Annotated in this window: 16 protein-coding genes and 1 pseudogene; 11 read left to right on the forward strand and 6 right to left on the reverse strand. The window is 55.0% G+C overall.

The window, feature by feature from the left end; translation table 11 throughout:
* Complete coding sequence (locus Poly51_RS23080) at positions 1–1392, reverse strand: sulfatase-like hydrolase/transferase (protein WP_246114704.1); 1392 nt, start codon at positions 1390–1392, stop codon at positions 1–3.
* Between the two features lie 178 nt (positions 1393–1570).
* On the opposite strand from Poly51_RS23080, the gene Poly51_RS23085 reads away from it, so the two are divergent.
* The 7 genes and pseudogenes from Poly51_RS23085 to Poly51_RS30665 all read left to right on the forward strand — a co-directional run bounded on the left by Poly51_RS23085 (position 1571) and on the right by Poly51_RS30665 (position 9740).
* Positions 1571–3412, forward strand: coding sequence for a tetratricopeptide repeat protein (locus Poly51_RS23085; protein ID WP_146460509.1), 1842 nt, complete (start codon positions 1571–1573; stop codon positions 3410–3412).
* 572 nt (positions 3413–3984) lie between these two features.
* Entirely contained in the window at positions 3985–4653 is a 669-nt protein-coding gene (locus Poly51_RS23090; RefSeq protein ID WP_146460511.1) for an endonuclease/exonuclease/phosphatase family protein, read from the forward strand.
* Between the two features lie 506 nt (positions 4654–5159).
* A complete protein-coding gene (locus Poly51_RS23095) occupies positions 5160–5528 on the forward strand; it encodes a hypothetical protein (protein WP_146460512.1) in 369 nt (122 codons plus the stop codon).
* 203 nt (positions 5529–5731) lie between these two features.
* The gene (locus Poly51_RS23100; protein WP_146460514.1) at positions 5732–6694 is read left to right on the forward strand and encodes a hypothetical protein; all 963 of its coding nucleotides are present in this window, start codon (positions 5732–5734) and stop codon (positions 6692–6694) included.
* 287 nt (positions 6695–6981) lie between these two features.
* Positions 6982–8595: an ankyrin repeat domain-containing protein gene (locus Poly51_RS23105; RefSeq protein WP_146460515.1), complete on the forward strand. Its 1614-nt coding sequence runs from the start codon at positions 6982–6984 to the stop codon at positions 8593–8595.
* Positions 8596–8928: 333 nt separating this feature from the next.
* A pseudogene (locus Poly51_RS30660) lies at positions 8929–9288 on the forward strand (ECF-type sigma factor); the annotation flags it as partial.
* Between the two features lie 239 nt (positions 9289–9527).
* A complete protein-coding gene (locus tag Poly51_RS30665) occupies positions 9528–9740 on the forward strand; it encodes a hypothetical protein (protein ID WP_186775746.1) in 213 nt (70 codons plus the stop codon).
* Between the two features lie 327 nt (positions 9741–10067).
* On the opposite strand, the gene Poly51_RS23115 is transcribed toward Poly51_RS30665, so the two are convergent.
* Both Poly51_RS23115 and Poly51_RS23120 read right to left on the reverse strand, forming a co-directional pair.
* A complete protein-coding gene (locus Poly51_RS23115) occupies positions 10068–12449 on the reverse strand; it encodes a reverse transcriptase domain-containing protein (RefSeq protein WP_146460517.1) in 2382 nt (793 codons plus the stop codon).
* Positions 12450–12761: 312 nt separating this feature from the next.
* Positions 12762–13844 carry a BPSS1187 family protein gene (locus tag Poly51_RS23120; protein ID WP_246114705.1) on the reverse strand — a complete coding sequence of 361 codons (1083 nt, stop codon included), beginning with the start codon at positions 13842–13844 and terminating at the stop codon, positions 12762–12764.
* Positions 13845–13924: 80 nt separating this feature from the next.
* Here Poly51_RS23120 and Poly51_RS23125 point away from each other — a divergent pair, with 80 nt between their 5' ends.
* Positions 13925–14785: an endonuclease/exonuclease/phosphatase family protein gene (locus tag Poly51_RS23125; protein ID WP_246114706.1), complete on the forward strand. Its 861-nt coding sequence runs from the start codon at positions 13925–13927 to the stop codon at positions 14783–14785.
* Positions 14786–14826: 41 nt separating this feature from the next.
* Here Poly51_RS23125 and Poly51_RS23130 read toward each other — a convergent pair whose 3' ends face one another.
* Both Poly51_RS23130 and Poly51_RS23135 read right to left on the reverse strand, forming a co-directional pair.
* Positions 14827–15453: a family 16 glycoside hydrolase gene (locus tag Poly51_RS23130; RefSeq protein ID WP_146460518.1), complete on the reverse strand. Its 627-nt coding sequence runs from the start codon at positions 15451–15453 to the stop codon at positions 14827–14829.
* Positions 15454–15584: 131 nt separating this feature from the next.
* Positions 15585–16859, reverse strand: a complete 1275-nt coding sequence (locus Poly51_RS23135) for an MFS transporter (protein WP_146460520.1) — start codon at positions 16857–16859, stop codon at positions 15585–15587.
* A gap of 100 nt (positions 16860–16959) precedes the next feature.
* Between Poly51_RS23135 and Poly51_RS23140 the strand changes: the two genes are divergently transcribed.
* Complete coding sequence (locus Poly51_RS23140) at positions 16960–17772, forward strand: ABC transporter ATP-binding protein (protein WP_146460521.1); 813 nt, start codon at positions 16960–16962, stop codon at positions 17770–17772.
* Positions 17769–19439, forward strand: a complete 1671-nt coding sequence (locus tag Poly51_RS23145; protein WP_146460523.1) for a hypothetical protein — start codon at positions 17769–17771, stop codon at positions 19437–19439. Before Poly51_RS23140 ends, Poly51_RS23145 begins: the two co-directional genes overlap by 4 nt.
* Positions 19440–19459: 20 nt before the next feature.
* Here Poly51_RS23145 and Poly51_RS23150 read toward each other — a convergent pair whose 3' ends face one another.
* The gene (locus Poly51_RS23150; protein WP_146460524.1) at positions 19460–20299 is read right to left on the reverse strand and encodes a polyphosphate kinase 2 family protein; all 840 of its coding nucleotides are present in this window, start codon (positions 20297–20299) and stop codon (positions 19460–19462) included.
* A 240-nt stretch (positions 20300–20539) separates the two neighbouring features.
* Between Poly51_RS23150 and Poly51_RS23155 the strand changes: the two genes are divergently transcribed.
* Positions 20540–22228, forward strand: coding sequence for a GntP family permease (locus Poly51_RS23155; RefSeq protein WP_146460526.1), 1689 nt, complete (start codon positions 20540–20542; stop codon positions 22226–22228).
* Positions 22229–22294 lie beyond the last annotated feature (66 nt).

Below are 22294 nucleotides of genomic sequence, written 5' to 3' on the forward strand. Positions count from 1 at the left end.
TTAGTCGACCGTGACGACCGTCGTCGCCGTTTTCAGCGGATACCAAGCGTCAATCTTGGCCGCCAAATCAGCAACAACGCCCCGGTTGTCCGCGGCCAAATTGCTTTGCTCGCTCGGATCAGCAATCAAATCAAACAACTGCGGCCCCTTTTCCGTGCGAGGATGCGTGCTGGCATAGCGATTGGTTTCGCCGTCATACGTCAGCAACAACTTCCATCTGCCCTCGATGACCCAGCGGAACAACAGCGACGCTTCGGGATTCTCGATGTCGGCAATGTCATGGGCAAAACTCTCTCCGAAAATTCGCTCTCGGTTGATCGCATCCCCGGATTCCAAATTCGGCAACAAATTCAGTCCCGGCAATCCGTCGGGCGTTTTTGCACCGGCGGCTGCCAACATGGTGGGGACGATGTCCAAACTGGTCGCCAATTCGGCGCGTTCGCCCGACACAATCTTGCCCGGCCACGAGTACATGATCGGCGTTCTGACGCCACCTTCATACGGTGTTTGCTTGGATCGGGGTGCGTACTTGCTGCTGGCGGGGTCTTGAATCCAACCGTTGTCGGTCAAGTAAACGAACATCGTATTTTCGCGTTGGCCCTTGTCGTCGATCAACTTCATGACTTCACCGCATGTTTCGTCAAACCACTCGCACATCGCAAAGTACTTGGCGACCGAAATTGGCGTTTCGTCATTGCGGTACTTCTTTAGAATGCGCTCCGGCGGAGTGTGCGGCGAATGGGGCATGAACGGTGCGTACCACAAGAAGAACGGCTTTTGCTCGCTGACGGCCATATCGACAAACTCAGCGATCGGTTCAATCCCCTTGCGTCCGATGTTCAGCCCGTCATCGCCGTGCCGACCGCCGCGCTGCGGAAAACCACGGGTCATGCCGTGCGTGAAGCCGGCGTTTTGAAAACTACCTTCCCAAAGTTTGCCGCTTTGGTGACTGAGGTACCCTCGTTCGCCCAGCAGTCTGGGAATCGCCCCCAATCGATCCAAGTTGGCAATCAGTTGGGCGCGACGTTGATTGTAAAGTTCCGAATCGGGCTCGGCGTACTTCGGCGATGGGTCATTTCCGGTGACGCCATGTGTCGAAGCATAATGCCCAGTCAACAGCGTCATCAGCGACGGACGACACAAACCGGTCGGCACGTAGCCACGAGGAAAAACGGCGCTACGTCGCGCCAATTCGTCCAAATTTGGCGTTTGAATCGATTCGTGTCCCATGAAGCTGTAGTCGGTCCAAGCCTGATCGTCGGACAACAACAGCACGATATTCGGCGGGCGATCTTGGCCCAACGCGATGGGTCCCAAAACGCTCGATCCCGACGAAATCACGCCAGCAAGGCAAGCAAACACAAACGCACAGTATCGGGGCTTCACGGTCACGATTCCTTTACAAATAGGTCGGGGGAGCAATTATCGCGTCATCGAGTGTCGGCAAACGATGCTCAAACGGTTAAATTGAAAGAACAGATTAGCTTCCGCACCCCAACGATTCGAGTGCCGAATGGACCATGTTACCCGCTCTCACGTCCCATCATTCGGGTTCCATGCCATTTTTTTGATGGCGTTCGCTTTGACGGCGGCGCTGAGTGTTCAAGCCGACGATTCGAACGCGGGCGGCACCAAAGTCAGCGGCTGGACCGTTCGCCAACTGATCGAACAATTAGGCGCCGACAGCTACGCGACACGGACGCGAGCGATGGAGCGATTGCAAAGGATGGGCCTGGAAGCGTTCGACGAACTTCACCTAGCCCAATTTCATCCTGACATCGAAATCGAGATGGCGGCGCGATACTTGGTCAGCAGTTTGCTGGTCAGTTGGTCCAAAGAAACCGATCCAACAGAAGTACGCGAAGCACTGTACGAATACGGCGCGCAAAACGAGACAGATCGAAATAGCAGGATCGAATTGCTGGCCGAACTCTCCGAACGCAGGGGGCTACAGGCACTCGTGCGGCTGACCCGTTTCGAGACCTCACTCCGATTGAGCCGAACGGCCGCATTGGCATTGATGCAGCAACCAATGAGTGACGACGAAGCAATCCGTCGACGCAACGCCCAGTGGATCGAAGAAGGACTCGACGACAACGATCGCCAAGCATCACAATGGTTGAAGACAAATGCAAAAGACTTATCTCAAGGCGGATACTCGGCCGATCGATGGCGAGAGCTGATCGCAGTCCAGCGAAACGAGATCGATGCATCAACTTCTCAAGCCGCGACGCGGCCATCGGTCTTGGAGCTCGTCCAGGTCTGTGCGACTCGCGCGATCGAATCGGGGAACCGAAACGAAGCACTCCAACTGGCTCGGTCGAACATCGATTTGATCGATCCGACGTCACGCCACCTCGTCGATGCATGTTCGTGGGCGATCGATCATCAACTGCATCCATTTGTGCTGGACATGCGATCTCAATTTTCACCCATGTTCGACCAGCAACCGGTGCTGCTATACGGGGCCGCCGAAGCAGAAAAAGTTGGTGGTGATGATGCCAAAGCGGAAGCCTTAGCCGACAAGGCACTTGAGATCCGCCCCTTTCCCGCCAACGAAGAGGAACGGAAAAAGTGGTCACCTCGCGAGGTCGAGGAAACGGCTCAATCACACTTTGAAATCGGTGCCAGTTTGGAAGAACGCGGTTTGTTCCACTGGGCCGAACGTGAATTTCGCAAGATCATCGAACACCTAGAAGTTGATGCGGCACCCTCGGCGGTCGTTCGCGGTCGTTTGGCGCGGATGCTTGGCGAATTGGAACGACACGAAGCCGTGGTCGAGGTTCTGGAGCCGTTGGTTCAACGTGTCGAGAAAGACGACAAAATGAAACAACGGTTGAATTTGATGTTCGTCCAGTACAACGATTTCCGCGCCGAGATGACGTACCACAGCGCGCTCGCCAAGATCAAGAAAGGCAAAGTCGATGAAGGTCGCGACTTATTGGTCTTAGCCTTTTCGTTGTCTGAATCGCCGGTGGATATCCTGATCACGATGTATCGGACCGACGGTGACGACGGATGGAAGGCATTGGTCCAGTCAAAGTTGGTAGCCGAAGTTCGCAAGGCCGACGCGGAATTGCAGCGAGCGATCGTTCAATCACAAGGCAAGTCGAACGATCCGATCGTCGCCAACTTGATGAACCAGTACGCGTGGTTGGTTAGCAATACCGAAGGCGATTACCGAAAAGCACTCGACTTCAGTCTGCGGTCGTTGGAAATGGACGCCGACTATGCAAAGTACGACACCTGTGCCCGCTGCTATTTCGCGGTCAAGGACTATGACAATGCGCTGCTGATGCAAAAGCGGGCGCTAAAGTTGATGCCCCATTCGCCGCCGCTGGTGCGGCAGTTGAAACAGTTCGAAGAAGCCCGCGCGAAAGCCGAAAACGAAATGGCCAAAGCCATCGAATAGCGCCTCGTTACCCGAACCCGCAGCACCCGTCACACGCGACGGCCGCGCCTGCATTGACGGCAAGTCAAGGATCTCCTCATGCTTCCTGCAGCCCGGCCGCGAAAACGTGATAACAGGTCCCTTGCGTACGATCCGACGCTTCCCGCTGCGCTCGCGTCTGCGTTAGAACCGCTGACAAAAAGCTAACAAGGAAGTGCTCACCCCAGAGGCTCAGCGTACTACGCCCCTCGAAGCCGTTGATCATAGGTAAAAGACTTTCGTTCCAAACCAGTCCTTCAGGTGAGAAACATTGCTATCCGACCTGGTGTGTATTCGGGTTGACCGCTGACGGGGTCTCTTTCCTCGCTGCCGCATCTTGCCCGTTCTTTGCAATGCTCCGCATTCGCCTTGCTTGACGACCCCGCCGAAATTGCTTGACGCGAGAACGGGAAAAGGGTTAAACCGCAGCTCAAAAGTGTATAAGTGGCTGTGAGCCACTCATACCATTTTAAAAACGGTATAAGTATGAATGTCCCACCACTTGTCCCCAAGTAATCTCGGTTAAGAACAAGTTCCCCGACTGAATTCCGCACATGAAGATCGCAACATGGAACGTAAACAGCGGTTCAATCGGTGACCGGCTTTCCGAACTGCGTTCGGAATACAGCACCGACATCGTTGCAATGCAAGAGTCCGCTGAACCAATCGACGGATCGAAAACTTGCCTTTGGGCTGGCGATCTGAAACACAAGGGTGTTTCTCTGTCGTCAACGTTACCGAATGAACTCGCTCAATTTGATGGTGAATCATCTCCATCCGTAGCTTGTCGCTTCGCTGACTCCGAACTTGGCGCATTTAACGTCCTGGCGTTGTGGGCGAAGCCCACGCCCTCGTACTACGCGGATTTACTCCGAACCATCGAACTTCACCGCACATTCATTCGTGAACGACCAACGATTGTAATGGGGGACTTTAACATGAGCGTTCGTGTTCATTCGAAGGGCAAGCAGTTCTACTTGTTGAATGGTCTGCTAAATCACGACTTTGACCTCCATTCCGCGTATCACGAGCATACGAACGAACGATTCGGGATGGAAACGATGACAACGCTGTATCATAAGTGGGGCTCTGCAGGGTGTTTTCATTGCGACTTCGTTTACGTTCCCTCTGCGTGGATTCCCCGACTCCGATCGGTTACGATTCCGGGGTATTCCAAGTTCACAACCAGCGACCACCGACCCGTCGTTTGCGACTTCAGGTGACGCAAATCGGCGGGGAACCATCGGATGCAACGGAGGCCGCGAGTCGAGCTTATTGAAGTGGAGAGTCGCTCGCGCGGCACCGCTGAACCGTACCACTATGAAGTCCTTGGTTTGACCAGAGGCGTCCGGCCGCTTTTTTGGATTTTGTTTTACATTGCGTTTGGCTGGTTTGTTGGAGGCGTCAACGATTGAACTTGAAACGTCTCACGAGTCCGATTCGGTACTAAACGACTATTCGAGGTGTCGACGCCTTGGTGCTTGTTTGCACCGGTCCAGTTGACGGCGTCGTCTCATCATTCCTTGCAGTGCTCTTGATCCGGGGGGGATCCATTGCGGGCAGGTGGCCGGCCACATTCTTTAGGGGACATCGAAGGCAAGTGATATCAACATCGCTTGGTGCCAGGCTTGGTGAGTGGTCCCGGCGACGGGGGAGTCCTGTTTGGTCGCTCGTTGACCTTTTCGGTCAACTTGTTTGGGTGGTTGGTTTGAAAGGTGGCTGTTGGTTGATGATTGAAAAAGTCCTCGGGCCGCCGCATTCGTTATCAGAAGGTCGAAGATTCGCCTCAGCCACGGTATCCGCGATCGGCCCGATGGTGAGTCAGGTTATCGCGGGACTGCGGCGTGGGCTGCCGCGACGTTTCGTCGCCCGCGATCCCCCGACCGATGGACGTTTGGGCTCGTTGCTGTGCAGTTCTCCGGCGGGGCGAACTTTGGGCCGTTTCACCTTCAGCTTCACCTCCTCTGGTGCAGTCTTCGGCAACAGCTTCGTGGAGTCCCATTCCGTTTTGTCTCGCATCATCGCCCATGCGATCACGGCCAGCTGCCTTGGATCTCACCTTGCGCTGATGCAAAGGGCTGTGCGTTTTTCTTCTTAAGGCATGGCGATCGGTTAACTCGGAAGCCGCTATAATTGACATCGTGGATCTTGCCAAAAGTTCTGGGGAGACGATTACGTTTGGAGGGATCTTCAGAAGGATCCGTTGTAGTGAACATCATCCGTCGAATACTGTCTGCGTCGCTTGCTGTGGTCAGCTGTCTCGGTTGCAGGTCGCAGTCCGTCGAACCGCCAGTTGGCGTGATGTCTGATCGCAAGCTCGGTTTCGGAGTGACCGAGGGCAGCGTCGGTTACGAGTTGGCGTTTGCGTCGGCCAAACACGCGGGGATCCAGTTCATCGAGCTGCCTCAGCAGTGGGATGAAATCGAAACTTCGCCTGGCAAGTACGAGAGCGAATTCGTCTCGTTGGCGAACCGGGTTTATCCTGCGCTCGACACCGCGATCGTGCTGTCGCTCAATCCGATCGACACCAACGCACTGCGGATCCCTGAACACCAGCGGGATTCGCCATGGGAATCGGACGAACGGATTGATGCGTTTTGTAGATGGGTTGACTGGACGCTCGCTCAGCTTCCTGACGCGACTGTTCAGGCGATTGCGATTGGTAACGAGGTTGACGGTTGGTTCGCGGAGCATCCTGAAGAACTCGCAGGCTACATAGATTTCTTCAGCGCCGTCGTTGATCATATCCACGGCAAGCATCCTAGTATTCCTGTTGGCGTTAAAATCACGTTCGCGGGGCGGACTGGTGAACTTGTATCTGACTTCAACAAACTCGAATTGTCTGCCGATGTTTGCATGTTGACCTACTACCCGCTCGACGAGTCATTCCAGGTGCGACCGCCTTCGAGCATCGAAGCCGACTTTGCCGAAATGATTGTATTCGCTGAAGGTCGACCTATTCATCTTCTCGAGGCTGGTTTCCCGAGCGGTTCCGCATGCGGCAGTTCGTTGGATATCCAAGCCCAGTTTGTCGACGCGATGTTTGCCGCTTGGGACAAGCATGTCGAGGCGTTGCCAGTCGTAAATTTCGTTTGGACCTGCGACCTCTCGCAGGCCGAAGTCGATACGATGACGAAGTACTACGGAGTCGAGTTGCCGGCGTTTGCCGAGTACCTGGGTACGCTGGGTCTGCGGACCCGTGACGGAAATCCCAAGCCAGCATGGAGCAGAGTGAGGGATCACGTCGCCAGCAGGGTGAAATGACGATGACAAGAATACAAACTGACTTGGCTTAGAGTTGCGACCGGCGCGATTGAAAATCGCGGCAGCCGATCAACGCTCAAGATAAATCGACGTTACGAATTCGTGGACTGAATGATGACGGTGGCCAATCTATTTTCGGCGAGACTGTGGGCGCCTAGCCCGGAGCGTCGACTTTCGCTTTATAGAATACGTGTATTCCCGCAGCCTCTGCTACCGATGGCATGTTGGGTCTCTGTTTTTAGACGCGTCGCCCATCAGTGAACCGATAGCCCATCAAGGCTGAGTTAATGACCGCTGCACGATTGGGACGTGAGTCCTGCCCCACGGATTGCTCAGCAAAAGCATGGGAGCTGTTTTGCGCAGCGGCGAATGGTCATACGAGCGCCGTCCGGAGCATCGTTCAGAAGAATCCGGAGTTCGTGCATCAATTCGTCTGGTATGAATCCCCATTGCACTTTGCCGTTCGCGAAAATCAGATCGAAGTCGCGCGGGTGTTGATCGAAGCCGGGATCAACCCGGCTTTCTCAAACTTCAACTACAGGTCTTGGCAATCGCTGCTTTCAATCACGAAAGAGCGTTGCTTTGATGCATTGCACCGACTGCTTGTTCGTGAGATGAAAAATCGCTTTGACTACGATCCGGGCTATGCACCGCTATGGCAGGCGATCACTGCCGGCGAAGTTGAACGGGTAAAGGAGCTGATCGATGCTAGTCCCGAGCTCGGTCGCATCGGCGATGAGCACGGCAACCGAGCGATTCACTGGGCGATTCTCGCGCGTCGCATACCCATCATTGAGTTGCTGCTAGATTGCGGCGTTGATATCAACGCCAAGCGAGCGGACTTGCAATCACCGTTGCATTTGGCTCTCGTGGGTGACTATTGGTTCGGAAAAAAGAACAGCCCTGATCCGGAAACGAGTTCACAGCAGATCGCGGATTTCATTCGCAATAGCGGCGCCGACCATGAATTCTCTGTGGCGGTCGCTTTCAATGATATCGAGCATGTACGGTCGGAGCTTGCACGGAACTCTGGCCTCGCAAACGAGATCAACTCCTCACGCCGCAGTCCGTTGTACTTCGGCAGCAGTCGCGGGCACTTGGAGATGGTTCAACTGCTACTCGAAAGTGGCGCAGACCCAAATCTCGCCGAACACTGTGCCTCGCGAGGACGTGCTTTGTTTGAAGCATCGTCGCGAAACGATGTTGAGATGATGAGCTTACTGCTTGCACATGCCGCGGATGCGAACGCAAATGTCGACTCATGCGGAAATTGTCTTTCGATTGCTCAGCAAGGTGGCCCGCGCGAAGCCGAAGCCATCGCACTGCTCACGAAGCACGGTGCCCTTGCAGGTGAATGGGAGATCGACACGAAGGAAAAGCTTTCTAAGGCACTCGACAGCACGTCGTTCATTCCGAATCGAGACATTTGGTCAAGCGTGCTGGGCAAGATCATCGAGGAAGACTCGGTCGATTTGCTTGAAGAGTATGTCGCCCGCTTTGGCTACGATGACATCGTTCGGTTGAACCCCGCGAATGGTCGGCGTTTGCCGAGGTCGAAGGAAATGCTCACGAAGCTGGTTGAACTCGGGACCAACATCAACGCTCGCGATTGGTACGGTCGGACGTTTCTTCATCACGCTTCGTACGGTGAATCACTCGCCATCCCTGAGTTTTTGATCGAAGCTGGAATCGACATCGACGCCATTGACCACCAATCCGCGACGACGGCGCTCGGTTTAGCAGCGTGGAAAGGCAATGTTGCGATGGTCGACCTGCTGCTAGACGCCAATGCCGACCCACTGCTGCCGCTCGATCGGCATTGGGCAAGGCCGTTTGCCTACGCGAAGGCGCAAGGACACGATAAAGTGGTCGAGCGCTTGCGAAGGTACGAAACGAATTAGCATCGACGGTTTATCCGCAGGGTTTTTGCGAGTCGGCATCCTGCTGGTGCCCGCGCGCCCATCAAGGCTGAAACGCGCCCTCATCCGTCACGGATTTGCACGAGGAGCCTTCTTTGGCGACGCGAAACCGCATGTATTAAATGCGGCAAAGGCTCTCCGCTTTCGGTCCACTTGAACGGAATCTGTTTGATCGAATCATCAAACGCGGATCGTCTGGTTTGGGTTGTCGGCAGTCTTCTGAATTCGTTGACAATGGAAGTTGTGGTACCATTCTGTTTGTGGCGTTTGCGAACCTGTTTCTCTCGTTGTATCTGCTTCTGACGGTGTCCCTGAGTGACTGAAAGTACAAATGTCAGCCATTGGATTGATCTGGTGAAGGCCGGAGATTCGGCTGCTGCCAATTGCATTTGGCAGCACTACTTCGACCGACTCGTTCGTTCCGTTCGAGCCCGCTTGTATGGACAGAATCGAGCTGTCTCGGACGAGGAGGATATCGTGCTAAGCGTCTTTGACAGCTTCTACAGCGCGGCGTAAAACGGACGGTTTCCCGACTTGTCCGATCGAGACGACCTTTGGAAACTGCTTCTTCGAATGTCAGCGAGGAAAGTGGTCGACAAGCAAAGGCACGAACGACGACAGCGTCGTGGCGGCAACGTCCAGCTGCATTCTCTGGACCAAGCGGGGGACGAGAAAGTCGCCAGTTGATGGACCGCGTCGAAGCATCGTTGCGGCCGCTTTTCCGTTGGCAGTTGCTGCAGGTGTCCTTTGGTGTCGCACTGATCCTGCTAGGTGCGCTATGCTGGGCTCGAAATATGCAGATTCCACACCGAGTTGTGAACGGAGCCATATTGCACTTGTATGGCGTCATTGTGATTTCTCAGGCCTTGCTCGTTTGTACCAGAATTCGAAGAATCGATTACTCACAATCGACTATGGACATCCGCAGCAAACTCGACAAAGTGCGATCGGGCTACCTGCGCGCCGGTGTACTCATCGGATTCATCTCGTGGCTGATGTGGATTCCCGTTTTCGTAGCTTTCGGTTTCGACGCGGTCGTGTTGTTCCCGCAATCATTGATCGTCTCGGTAGCCATCGGGATCCTCGGCTTCATCGTCTCGGTTTGGTTGTACTGGCGAGTACTTTGATCAAGTAACCCATCGGCTGAGACATGGAGGAAGAAGTTCGCCGAACGTGCAAAGGCACTTACATCGTTTGTTCTTCGCTTTCGTGCACCGCGACGCGTAACGGAAATCTTGGCTTAGAAATTTCGAATCACGTCGAGTTTTACGACTACGGTTAGACTGTCCCTCGGGAGAGTCGATCCTAAGCCGGGCTTTTTCGCAAGCGACGGGTTTGCTCGCGTTGCCCCAAGCCTTGCGGCCTTCGTTTCACCCTTTGTTTGCGATCGAAAACTTGAACGACAACTCGCAATGCCTTTGGTGGAATGATAAGTCATCCTTGTTGGTCCCGTTCTATACGTCGTCGGCGGTTGGCGAATCGGTGCTGATGAGTTTGTCATGAATCAATTGCAGTGGAACAAGATCGGTCAATAGAAACTCGAATGTTCCGAGCTTATCCAGGATCTCGGGACCGAAGATGCTGAGAGTCCATCTCCAATACGGCGACAACCCGTCCTGTTCCCCGCCCGAAATTACCTTGCCGCGACTGATGAAGCCTTCGACAAGCGCGTTCATCGTTCGCGACTCATCACAGTTCGCGGGTTCAAGCGTTACATTCTTGTCGTCGTAGAACTCGCTCCACGCGTTGGACTTGGTTTGCCAGTCTTCTGATGCTTCTTTCGGCACCGCCTTCTTTGCGGCGGATCGAACGTCGAAAGCCATTTGATACTGGCCGCACAAAACCGTCACCGATCGCAACCCGATCCCACCGGCGGTGATCGGCCACAACATCCACGCCAATGGGACTTCCCGTAAATTACCCCGGTGCCGCGTTTCGATCAGCGACTTAAGTCCTGTGAAAATGCTCTCGCCGGAACCGAAAAAATCGTTCTCGAAGGACTGCAGAGTCTTGTTGGCCGAGTCGCGATGATGATCACCAAGATCCATTACCAAACCGAGCCCCCACACCAAGTGCTCTAGCTGGTCGTTGTAGGCGAGTACTTTGGCCAGCACGGCGTAGCGTGCGTCAACTTCTTTACGCGAATCGTTCAAATACGTTTGGAACGCTTCTTTGTTGACTTGCCATTGCCCACCATCGGTCAACTCAAGCACACCCCAGCGCGGATTCCCTGCCGGGAGGTCCGTGTGCTTGCTGCCGCTAATCGTCACCGCGCCGCTCTTCGAATCATTGAGCGTCAAGCCAACATCCGCAAGGAACGACCGCGCGGCCGCGTATGCAGCGGCAACTTCGATGTCGCTTGGGCCAAGGATACAAAGATCATCCAATTGGCGAATGATCCGAACATTTGCCTGACTATGGATGAAACGCTCGAGCAATCGCATCAGTTTCTCGCACAGCCAATGCGAATATCCCATTTCCATGGGAACACCGCGCGATGCGGCCCGGACTTGATCGGCATCCGTCAAAAACGGAACTTGCAAATAGCGCTGCGTGAAATCGATTCCAGCGTCCGTCATCCCCAAACCACGCAGCATGGTTAGCAATGTCTCATGAGGGACAGACGCGAAATAGTCACGCACGTCGATCTTTAACACGTGAAGTGGTGTGTCTGGATAGGCCGCACGAAGCAACTCAATTTCGGTATGAACGAGCTTGACCATCGGATTGATCCCTTCGCCATACCCATAGCCCATGTTGGACGCGTCACGCAGCTCCGCTTGCCGTGTTGCCCGCATCCCCACTACGCCCGTCACCGACGCCCCTTCATCCTCTCTCAACACAGGTTCGTTCGTCCAAGGGTCGATCGGTTCGTACCAATCCAGTGATGCGCGATCTTTCTGCATGGCCAGCATCCGTCGCTCGTTGGACAGGATGACTTCCGGGGCGTTCAGGTCGATCAATTTTTGTAGTCGGCTGCGGATACTCAGAATGATGGCTGAGTTCGTATATCCTTCGTCGATTGCCGAAGACCAAAAGCCCGCCGAATGATTGACGCTCAATAATTCAACTAGCGGTATCGTCGGATAGAGTCGCCATCGGTTGCGCGTCCAAAGAATTCGTGGACAAACACCTTGCTCCGGCCATGACCACAGTCTGGGATCACGGTTCGCAACACGAATCGCGTCGCTGAGTTGATTTGCCAACGCCCCGTTTTCTTGAAACTGTTTCGCCTCCAAACGCACATCCGTTGAATAGTGAGGATTCGCTGAAATCCAATGCAATCCATCGAAACCGCCAAGCTTTAAGTCAAGTGACTTTTCAAGCCGCTGAACAATGATCGCTTGGACTTTGTCGCCGTGATCCGCAAATCCGCCCAGCGCGGAATCCATCAGATCAAGAGCAGGAGGTGAATTTGGCGATACGATTTCCTTCAGGATTCGCGTTTTTTCAGCCCGCCGTTCGTTCAACCGCGGGGTACCTTGAACGTCGGATTCATCCCACTCACTCAAGAAAGCGCCGAACAGGTAGACGATGTTCGCCCGCAATCGGCCTCGCCGGATCTCGGTCAGCAACTTCTCATGCCAAAAGTCGACCAGAGACTGTGGGGCGTCGACTCCATGAAAAAGGGCTCTCAGATCCGGCAAGTCACGGTGGAGTGGAGACTCGGTGGTCCGAACGCTTTTCAAGCGATCGTACATCTTTGCGAGGCACTGCAAGTCGTGACCACGGCCGGCCGCTTCTGCCGCATCGTATTGGCTTAGCAATGACTCACGTTGCCGCGAGAGTTCTGCGAGACGAGTTTTGGTGATGAATTGAATCGTGGAAGCGGTCATCAGAGTCCCTCGCCTGGAATGAAAGTGACCGAAATTCTAATCCATTTCAAGGAAGCAACCGACACCGCCGCAACTTTGACCGTCGCGACACTACGAAATAGTCCAAGCATCGAACAGGCGAGCCAGCAATGGCTCAGATCTTTGCCGGAAAGTTCGCGAGTGGCCACATCGTGATTGGTGCTGTGAACGCAAGAAACCGCCGGCAATTCCGACATCGATAGGGTCACTCATGCACTGATCGGCTAGGTCGTGGCGCCTGGTACTCTTCGGGCGTGGTCATTTTTCATTGACTAACGCTGGGGCGATGGATGCCTATTGGCTGTGGACGCGGGTGCAGTTAGCGTCTTCTTCCGTTGGTTGGCCTAAAGCATCGACGGGGTGCGTGAACAGGTACCGCCACACGGGTTCGTATAAAAACGAACCATCATCGGATTTCGGTGAAGCCTTGCCGGGAGTTACCGCCGAGTGGGCGCGTTTCGCGTCGTCGCCGACATCGGCCGCCGATATTAGTCGGCGTGAATTTTGATACGGGGAGGCAGTTTCGTCGACGTTGACGATGGGCCCGAACTCATGAAGCCCCAGCATTTCCCATGACCGGCAGTAGTGATCGCCCGTCCAACCACCATCTAGGACGTGCGAGAACCCAAAGAACCGATTCGCGGGAGTCGCTGAAGGCAACGATTGCCAATCTTGATCCTGGTCGCGTGGCCCGCATAACATCACGACTCGATCGACGCGTTGGTGTTTGGCAAATCGCGCAGCTGTCGTGCTGCCATGCGAACTTCCTGCGACGATGACTTTGTCCCACTCTAGCGTTGCTTTGCCTGAGTCGATGAATTGATCCCACTCGCCTTGGGGATTCTCGGTGGACAACCATTTCACGAACTGGTACGCACGTTCCGATGCTCCGTCCGGTTTTTGCAGATCCAACTCGTCGCTGAAGTCCTGGCCCGTTGCGGCTTCCAAACGCACGTTGCCACGAGCCTGGCCGTCACGCGGCTTGGGCTGGCACAGTTTTCCAAACCATTGGTTGGCATAGCTGACTTGGATCGCATGCAGCCCATAGCCATTGAGTCGCTCGAACAGAAGCGGGTTGTGACCCATCAACCAGATCACCAGCTTCCCTTTCGATTCGACTCGGGTGTCCACCGAAGCGTTCTCGATGTCAATCGGTTTGCCCTTTTCTTCGAACAAGAAACCAATTGCAGGATGCGGTTTCGTGCTCGGGTCGATATCACTTGCCCGCGTTTGTAGCTGATAACGCTGGGGATTGGGATCCTCGGCGCAGGTCTTGGCACCAAAATTTATCGCATCCGTCAGGAGGCCAAATAGGATCATACGGACGATGAATCGATTGGCGAATCGAGCAAAGGCATAGTTCATAGAAAATTGCATCAAGGACGGAGTCGGTGGAGGACGCGAGGAACAGTTATGATTCTAGTCGAAAGTTCGGCTTAACCTTTAGGAGTACCTTTGTGACAAGATTCATGACGTTCGGTTTCGCAACTTTGATTGGGATCCTCTCGACACTTTTCATGACGGCGGTTTCCACGGCCGACGATGGCTTTGCCGTCATGACTTACAACATTCGTTACCAAAACGAACGCGACGGTGACGATCGATGGGTCCATCGTCGGGATACCGTCATCAAGGCAATCGCCGAAGCCGACATTGTGGGACTGCAAGAAGTCGTACTCTCGCAACTCGATGCGATCAAGGCAGTGACATCGGGTTGGACGTGGGTTGGGGTTGGCCGCGATGACGGAGCGTCGGCGGGTGAGTTTTCGCCGATTGGTTTCCGCGATTCGGATTTTCGCATGATCGACCAAGACACTCGGTGGTTGTCGGAATCGCCCGAAGTTGCCGGATCCAAAGGCTGGGACGCCGCGCTCCCGCGCGTATTCACGTGGGCCATATTAGAATCAAAATCGACCCAGACGCAGATCATGATCATCAATACTCATTTCGATCATGTCGGCAAAGTCGCTCGGCTGAATTCGGCAAAGGCAATCGCCCGTTGGATCGATGAAAACGCAACGATGCCTGTGCTTTGTATGGGCGACTTCAATGCACAATCGGAATCCGACGTGCTGAGTGCCGCGAAGTCCGGCAAGTTGATCGTGCTTCGTGACGCACGATCAAAGTCAGCGTCAAGCCCCGAGGGGCCCACCGGAACGTGGAACGGGTTCAAGGCAATGGAGCCCAATTCACGCATCGACCATATTCTGGTCGACGATCGCGTTTCAGTCGAAACATATCGAACGCTCGACCCGAGAACTCCGAGCGGAAGATTCGCGAGTGATCATCATCCGGTGGTTGTGCGGATCGGATTCTAGATCGATGTCCAGGTCGCCGACTCCGATCGAAATTTTCGACGCTACTTCCAAATGATCAGGTCATCGATAGCGAGCGAATTGCCCTTCATTACCCATCGGTAGCTTGGCTTCGTGGTCTTCAGCTTCGCATCGCTGACGTCCACCATGGTGTCATTGTCGGTTTGAACGACCACTCGATCACCGCGCATTTCGATCTGCATCGTATACCATTGTCCGGTTTTGAAAGGGACGTTCGCGGACCCAAGTTTCTTCGCCTTGGACGTCGGGTCACTCTTGTCTTTATCAAGATTCACCGACACGCCCGCCTTGGTAACGATCACGCGAAACAGATGGCCCTTCGCGTGATTCATGCTGAATTGAGCACCGTTCGTGTTGTCATCAAACTTGAACGAAAAGCGAACGACCGAATCGGTGTTTTCCAATTGATAGTTCAAGACCGCTGCGTGTTCGTCCGATGCCAGTTCTTTGCCCATCAAGACGCCATCGACTACTTTCCAATCCCCTTTGACGGCGGAAATCGGTTTCGCCAGCGGTTCATCGAACGTGACCGACGCGACCGCGTCGCCCAGCGAACCCGCAAGTGGTTGGATGGTCACATTCTTTTCCGCCATCACGCTGGAAAGAGGGACCAGAAACAAAGCGGCACCAGCAAACATCGTTCGAATCATCTTGGTTTCAACCTATTCAATGTGGCGAAAGAGGAAGCAATGAACCACGTCGAAAACATCAGCGCAGGCTGTCTTCGTGAAAAACGTGGATCGCGAATCAGCCGATTGTAGATCAACGCGGAAGCGATATGTTACGCGTGTTCATGATCGCTTCTTGGACCAGCCTGCATTGCTTGCACACCGACGAAGATCGCAGCCATCACCAGCACGCCCGCCGCGATGCGTTGCGATTGGGGAACCGAAAACGCACCGGCGATTTGACCCCAAATCGTAGATCCTCCGGCCATCGATATCGCCATAACGGTTAAATAGCAACTCATGCCTCGCGCCCGTAACTGATTCGGGAGCGTCGCCTGGGCGTTGGAATTAAGCGTTGTCAGTGTAGTCATCCATGATGCGCCCATGACAAACATCGACGCGACAGCGCCGACCGCTTCGACGGCAAAGCTGATGCCCAGCATGCCGCCGGCGAATACGGCCGTTGAGATCGCAACGGTCCAATCAGTTCCAATGCGAACGTGCAATCGATGAAGCCCCCAAGCCGCCGCCACCGCGCCGCCACCGACGGTGGTAACCAGCAAACCGAATCCGTCGGCGTCCCAACCGAGACGCTCCCGCGCGACCAGAGGAAGCAGAGCCCACAAAGCCGAAGCGGGCAACATAAACATGGCTAGACGAACGAGAGTTTGCTTCATCACTGGTTCCCGGCGGACGTAGGCGATCCCTTCGCCGAGTGAACGACGGTAAGTCATGCCGTTGGACGACTCGGTCGTTTCACGTTGCCACCGCGAAAGTACGAACAGCACCGCGCCGAAGGAAAACGCGTTCGCCGCAAAAGCGATCCACGGTCCGGCGATGGCAATCAGGACGCCACCGATTGCGGGTCCGACCGAACGCGCCAGGTTGAAGCTGATGCTGCCCAGCGAGATGGCGCGAGACAACTGGTTTCGTGGTACCAGTTCGGGAATCGTCGACTGCCATGTTAAAATGTGCAGCACCATTCCCAGTCCCATCACGAACGTCAACGCCAACAGCATCCAAGCCGTGATTGCTCCGGTGAACGTCAGCGATGCCAGGGTGGACGTCGTCGCCAGCAACACCCATTGCGTAAGAATCAACAATCGGCGGCGATCGATGCGATCGGCCAAGACTCCGGCCGGGATGGCAAGCACCGTCATCGGCAACGACATTGCGACTCGAACAGAGGAAACCATTTCCGGTGACGAATCCAAGCTGGTCATCAACCAGCCGGCACCGATCTCGTGGATCCAAGTTCCCAAATTGGAAACGATCGAAACCAACCAGAATGCGCGAAAGATGGGTGTCGCCAATGGGGCCCAGGGCGACGGGTTGTCGATCGGTTCAGGTTTCAGATCAGAGATTCCAGGGATCCTTTGGGCGGACATTCGCTGTAAACGTTAAGACCGAACACGATCCGGTTTGCAGACCCAAGTTGCGTGCTAGATTTCACCAGACTGTAGAAACCTCGCAAGTGACGCCGCCGAAATGATCCCCGCTAACGACACAGTTCCCACAATCGAGGTCCAGTCGCTTCGCAAGCTATACGATGACTACCTAGCCGTCGATGGCGTTTCGTTCAGTCTTTCCAAAGGCCAAATTTGCGGGTTAGTCGGGCCCAACGGAGCGGGGAAGACGACCACCATGCGCTGTCTCGCGGGTTTGATTCGCGCCACCGATGGGGTTTTAACGGTCGCCGGTTGCAGAGTTGCAAGTGGCGGGGCGAACGCTGACGCAATCGAACTGAAGCGACGGTTGGCGTATGTCCCCGACGATCCGCCTCTGTTTGACGATCTTTCCGTCCAACAGCATCTCGACTTCATCGGTCGGCTCTACCGTGTCGACGATCACGCCGCGAAGTCCGACGAGTTGCTGAATCGATTCGATCTGACCAAAAAACGTCATGCCGGCGCGACGACGTTATCGCGCGGAATGCGACAGAAATTGGCGATCGCGTGTGCGTATTTGTATGACCCGGACGTGCTGTTGCTTGACGAACCGCTGACGGGGCTCGATCCGCCGGGCATTCGAGTTCTGTTGGCATCGATCCGTGAACGGGCGATGGCGGGCGCCACGGTGATCATCAGTAGCCACCTTCTGGCGATGATCGAGGACGTATGCACGCACTTGTTGGTGATGCAAGACGGGCAGGTCGACTACTTCGGCGCCGCGTCGGATCTGCGAGCCAATTTCCCCGAGACCAAGTCATTGGAGGCAGCCTATTTCGCCATGACGGAACGATCGCCGATCGTCACGTTCCCGTCCGGATCGGACATGCCAACGTTCGGAGTCGTCTCGTGATCGATTGGGCGACGCATCAAACTTGGATTCGATTGTTGACACAGCGTGGCGGCTTTCGCTTCCAACGGGTGATCCATCGTATCCGATCGCCGCGCCGGATCGTCGCGACCGTACTGACGCTGCTTTTTTTTGGGCTGTATCTGGTCAACGGTGTTTTTATCCTGTCGACGCGCACACCAGCGGACCCAGAGCGACTGCGTTTGTGGTTGTCCGGCGGCATGGTCATTTATGCGGTCTACCATTCGGTGCGCTGCGCTTGGTCTCGCCAGACTTCGGATTTGGAACTGACGGCTGCAGAGTCGTTATGGTTGGGCGGCGCGCCGGTCCGCCGTTCGACGGTCGCATTATACCGAGTCGGCGGTCTTGTATTTTCGACCGCCTTGAAGACCGCTTTGCTGGCCGTGGTCTTAGCCGTCGACGTTGCGCATATCGAGCTACTTTGTGTCGGCGTGTTCACGTCACTGCTGTTGCTTGAAATTTCGCGACTGACGATCGCACGATGGTCGGCCGCCATCAGCGATCGGACACGGCGAGCGATGCGGATCGCAGCAACGGCGGTCGCATCGGCGATCGTTATTCAGATCGTTGCTCGTATCGCCGCCGCAACACCGCCTGGATCGGCAACCATCGTCTACGTGTTGAACGCCTTCGCTGCGCTGGGGCAAACAGCCGCTTCACCGATGATCCAATGGCTTTCGTTGCCTTGGATCGCGTCGGCGAAATTGGTAATCACTGAATCCTTTTCGCTGACGTCGATTGCTCAGCTCGTGATCGCAATAGCAACGTTACCGATCTCCATGCTCGCGTTTGTCCGAATTGATCATCGCGCCGAGTTTCGCTCGCACATGACCGAACAAAGTCGACTGCGTCGCGGCGAGTACCATCGCGATGAAACGGCCGAGGTCGTTCGTGAATCGACCAGCATCTTTCGATCGACATGGATACTTCGTTACATGGACGCCGATCTGGCATCGTTGCTCGTTCGTCAATGGAACACCGTTCAGCGGTACGCCGGCACGATCGCGTTCAGCTTCTTTGTACCGACGGTTCTTTGCCTATCGCCGCTGGCGACGGGCCGCATCACCGATCAATGGTTCTTTGTCGTTGGCGGAATCGCATTGTGCACGGTGTTGTTAGCACCTCCGGCGCTGCGAATCGACTTTCGTCGCGATCTGCGTCGGATGCTGCTGCTTCGATCCTTGCCAGTGCGTCCGATGTCGATGGTGCTGGGGCAACTCTTGATTCCCGTCATGATCACGTGCACGTTCCAGTGTTTCACGATTGCGGTTGCCGCCGCGTTCACGTTGCCGGGTTGGTCATCGGTGGTGATGTGGACCGGTATGTTGACAGCATTGTCGTTGTTTACGTTCGCGACCGAGAACGCCCTGTTCTTGGCGTTCCCGCATCACGAGCACACCGAGGGCGTCGCGATGATGGTTCGCGCGAAACTGACATTCATCGGCAAAGCAGCCGTGCTGCTAGCATCGTTGATGATGTTGGCGGCATGGGCAGGGTTCTGTGCCAATCATCTACCGCCATCGATCGCGCGATTCACGTTGGTGGTCGGCGCCATCGTTGCAACTTGGGTGTTAGCAATCGCCGCGTTGGTGACTGCGTCGTGGTGCTGGCGACGGTTCGACGTTGCGCTAGACGTTCCGCCGGCATGAGTGCTTGAATCCACGTCGATCTAGGATCGTTGCTCGGCAGCTTCGCGTTCGTAAAGGGCTCGAATTTCATCCAGGTCGACGTCGACAGGTGGCATTTTCGGATCCATTTGCGTCAACGTCTCGTGAACGATCCCGGCAACTGAAGCATCCCGATACCATTTGTTGTCCGCCGGAATGACGAACCACGGTGATTGCTTAGAATTGCACTTCGCGATCGCGTCTTCGTAAGCTTCGCGGTACTGATCCCATTTGTCGCGAGCCGCGTAGTCGCCGGTATTCAGTTTCCAGTGTTTGTCTGGGTTATCAAGTCGTTTCTTAAATCTTTCTAGTTGTTCTTCCGGACTGATGTGAAGAAAGAACTTCAAGATCGTCGTTCCGGCTGCCACCAAGTTTGCCTCGAATTGGTTGATGATTTCGTAGCGTTCGTTCCAGATTTTTTTGGGCACTAGATCCTCGACGCGAACCACGAGCACGTCCTCGTAGTGCGATCGGTTAAAAATCGAAACCATCCCCGTCGCAGGCGTACATTGGTGGATACGCCACAGAAAGTCATGGGCTCGCTCGATTTCCGATGGCACCTTGAACGGATAGGTACGGCAACCTTGCGGATTCATCTGACCAAGTACCTTGCGGATCAGTCCGTCCTTGCCGGCCGCATCGGGTGCCTGAAGCACGATCAAGAGCGACTGTTTTTGCTCGACGAACATCCGATACTGCAGATCGCGAATCTTTTCGTTGCGATCGGCTGTGAACTCAACCGCCTCGGCCTTGTTCTTGAACGGTCCGCCCTGTTTCGTTTCGATGGACTTCAATTTGACCGATTTACCGGGTTCGATTTGGTGAAGTTTCTTAAAGTCCATGGCCGTCTTTTCGAAGCGAATGGGGAGATGGTCGCGCGCGCCAGCGCATCGGAAAACCTGAGTTTATCGACTTCGACCGACGGGGTCGACTTGGCACCCACGATCAAAACGAGTCGTTTGTTCGACACAGAGAACGCGTTCTTGCATCCGGGGAAGCCAAATAGGAATCGAAACGTAGTAAGCTGGGCGGATCGAACGAATCGACTCCGTCCCATCACGACTAACTCCAGATAGCTGACCATGGCATTTCACTTGCTGGCAACGGTTGCCGAAGACGCGACTCTTGCAAGCACCGTATTCACTGCGGTCAGCGCGATCGCGATTCTCCTGGTTCTGATTTTGTGGGCAAAGGTTCACGCGTTTGTTGCCTTGATCCTGGCCAGTTACTACGTCGGGCTGATGTCAGGTATGGACCTGCTGACCATCAACGACAGTATCAAGTCGGGTATGGGAGGGATCCTCGGGTTCGTGGCAACCGTGGTGGGATTGGGGGCCATTTTCGGAAAACTGCTCGAAGCCTCCGGTGGTGCCGAGGCGCTGGCGTACACGCTGCTGAAGAGGTTTGGCGAAAAGAACGCGACATGGGCGATGGTGATCACAGGTTTCTTGGTTTCGATCCCCGTGTTTCTTGACGTCGCACTGGTGATCATCATCCCCATCGTCTACGCGCTGACTCGGAAGACGGGTAAGCCGGTGCTGTATTATGGGATTCCGCTGTTGGCGGGTTTGGGGGTGACACATACGTTCGTCCCGCCGACTCCGGGACCGATCATGGTGGCGGAACAATTGGGTGCGAACATGGGCCTGGTCATCCTGTACGGCGTGTTGATCGGCTTTCCGACGGCCGTACTGGCCGGACCGGTCTTTGGCAGTTTCGTTTCGAAGAATATCACCAAGGGAATTCCGGAAGAGTTTTCCATCGAACATCTCGCCAAGAAATTTGCCGACGAAGATCTTCCGTCGTTCACCCGCGTCTTCATGGTTCTGTTGTTGCCAATCGTCTTGATTCTGATCCAAGCGGTGGCGTCGGAGGTCTATAAACCCGCCAAGACCATGGTCGTCGTTTCGTCATCGGCAACCCAGCAATCGGCGGCAAGCATTGACCAGCCACGCTTGTCGGTCATCGAGTCGGGCGACGGCTACCAAATCGAACTGATCGATCACGTCGGTGGTAACTTGGCGGTTCACACGTCAACGCTTTCCGAAGACAAAGCGGCCGACGTGTTGGCTCTTGGTGCTCTTGTCAACTCGGTCGACCCCGATGATGCACTGTCACCAGCCGAGCGCGAGCAAATTTTGCAGGCCAGTTTGAAACTGACGGGGTTTTCTGAAAGTATTCCAAAACAGAGTCTGCCTTTGAAGCTGATCTCCTTCGTCGGGCACCCGTTCACTGCATTGATCATTGCGATCTTCGCCGCCTCTTGGTTTCTTGCCCGAAAACAAGGGTTTTCACGCGAGCAAATCATGGAGCTTAGCAACAGCGCCCTTGCGCCTGCTGGAATCATCATTCTTGTCACGGGCGCGGGTGGTGTCTTCAAGCAAATTTTGATCGACAGCAACGTGGCGACGGTGATGGCAGAAGCCATTGTTCAATCCAACATCAACATCTTTGTGCTGGCCTTCCTGATCGCGGCGCTCGTCCGCATCGCCCAGGGTTCCGCGACCGTGGCGATGGTCACGACCGCCGCGATCATTGCTCCGTTGTTGCCGGAAATGTCGGGCTTATCTAGCTCCGACTACGCACTGTTGACCATCGCCATCGCTTCCGGATCGACGGTTCTGTCGCACGTCAACGACAGCGGTTTTTGGCTGGTCAGCAAGTTCTTCGGTCTGACGGAGAAGGAAACCTTGATGTCGTGGACGATCGTCGAGACCATCATTGGAATATGCGGTTTCATCGGCGCACTCTCGCTAAGCTATATTCTCTGAATCCATCGAATAGATGGGCTCCATTTCCTGCGATGTGATCGATACAGCTTTCGTTTTGCTTATCAC

Source organism: Rubripirellula tenax, assembly GCF_007860125.1.
Taxonomy (GTDB): domain Bacteria; phylum Planctomycetota; class Planctomycetia; order Pirellulales; family Pirellulaceae; genus Rubripirellula; species Rubripirellula tenax.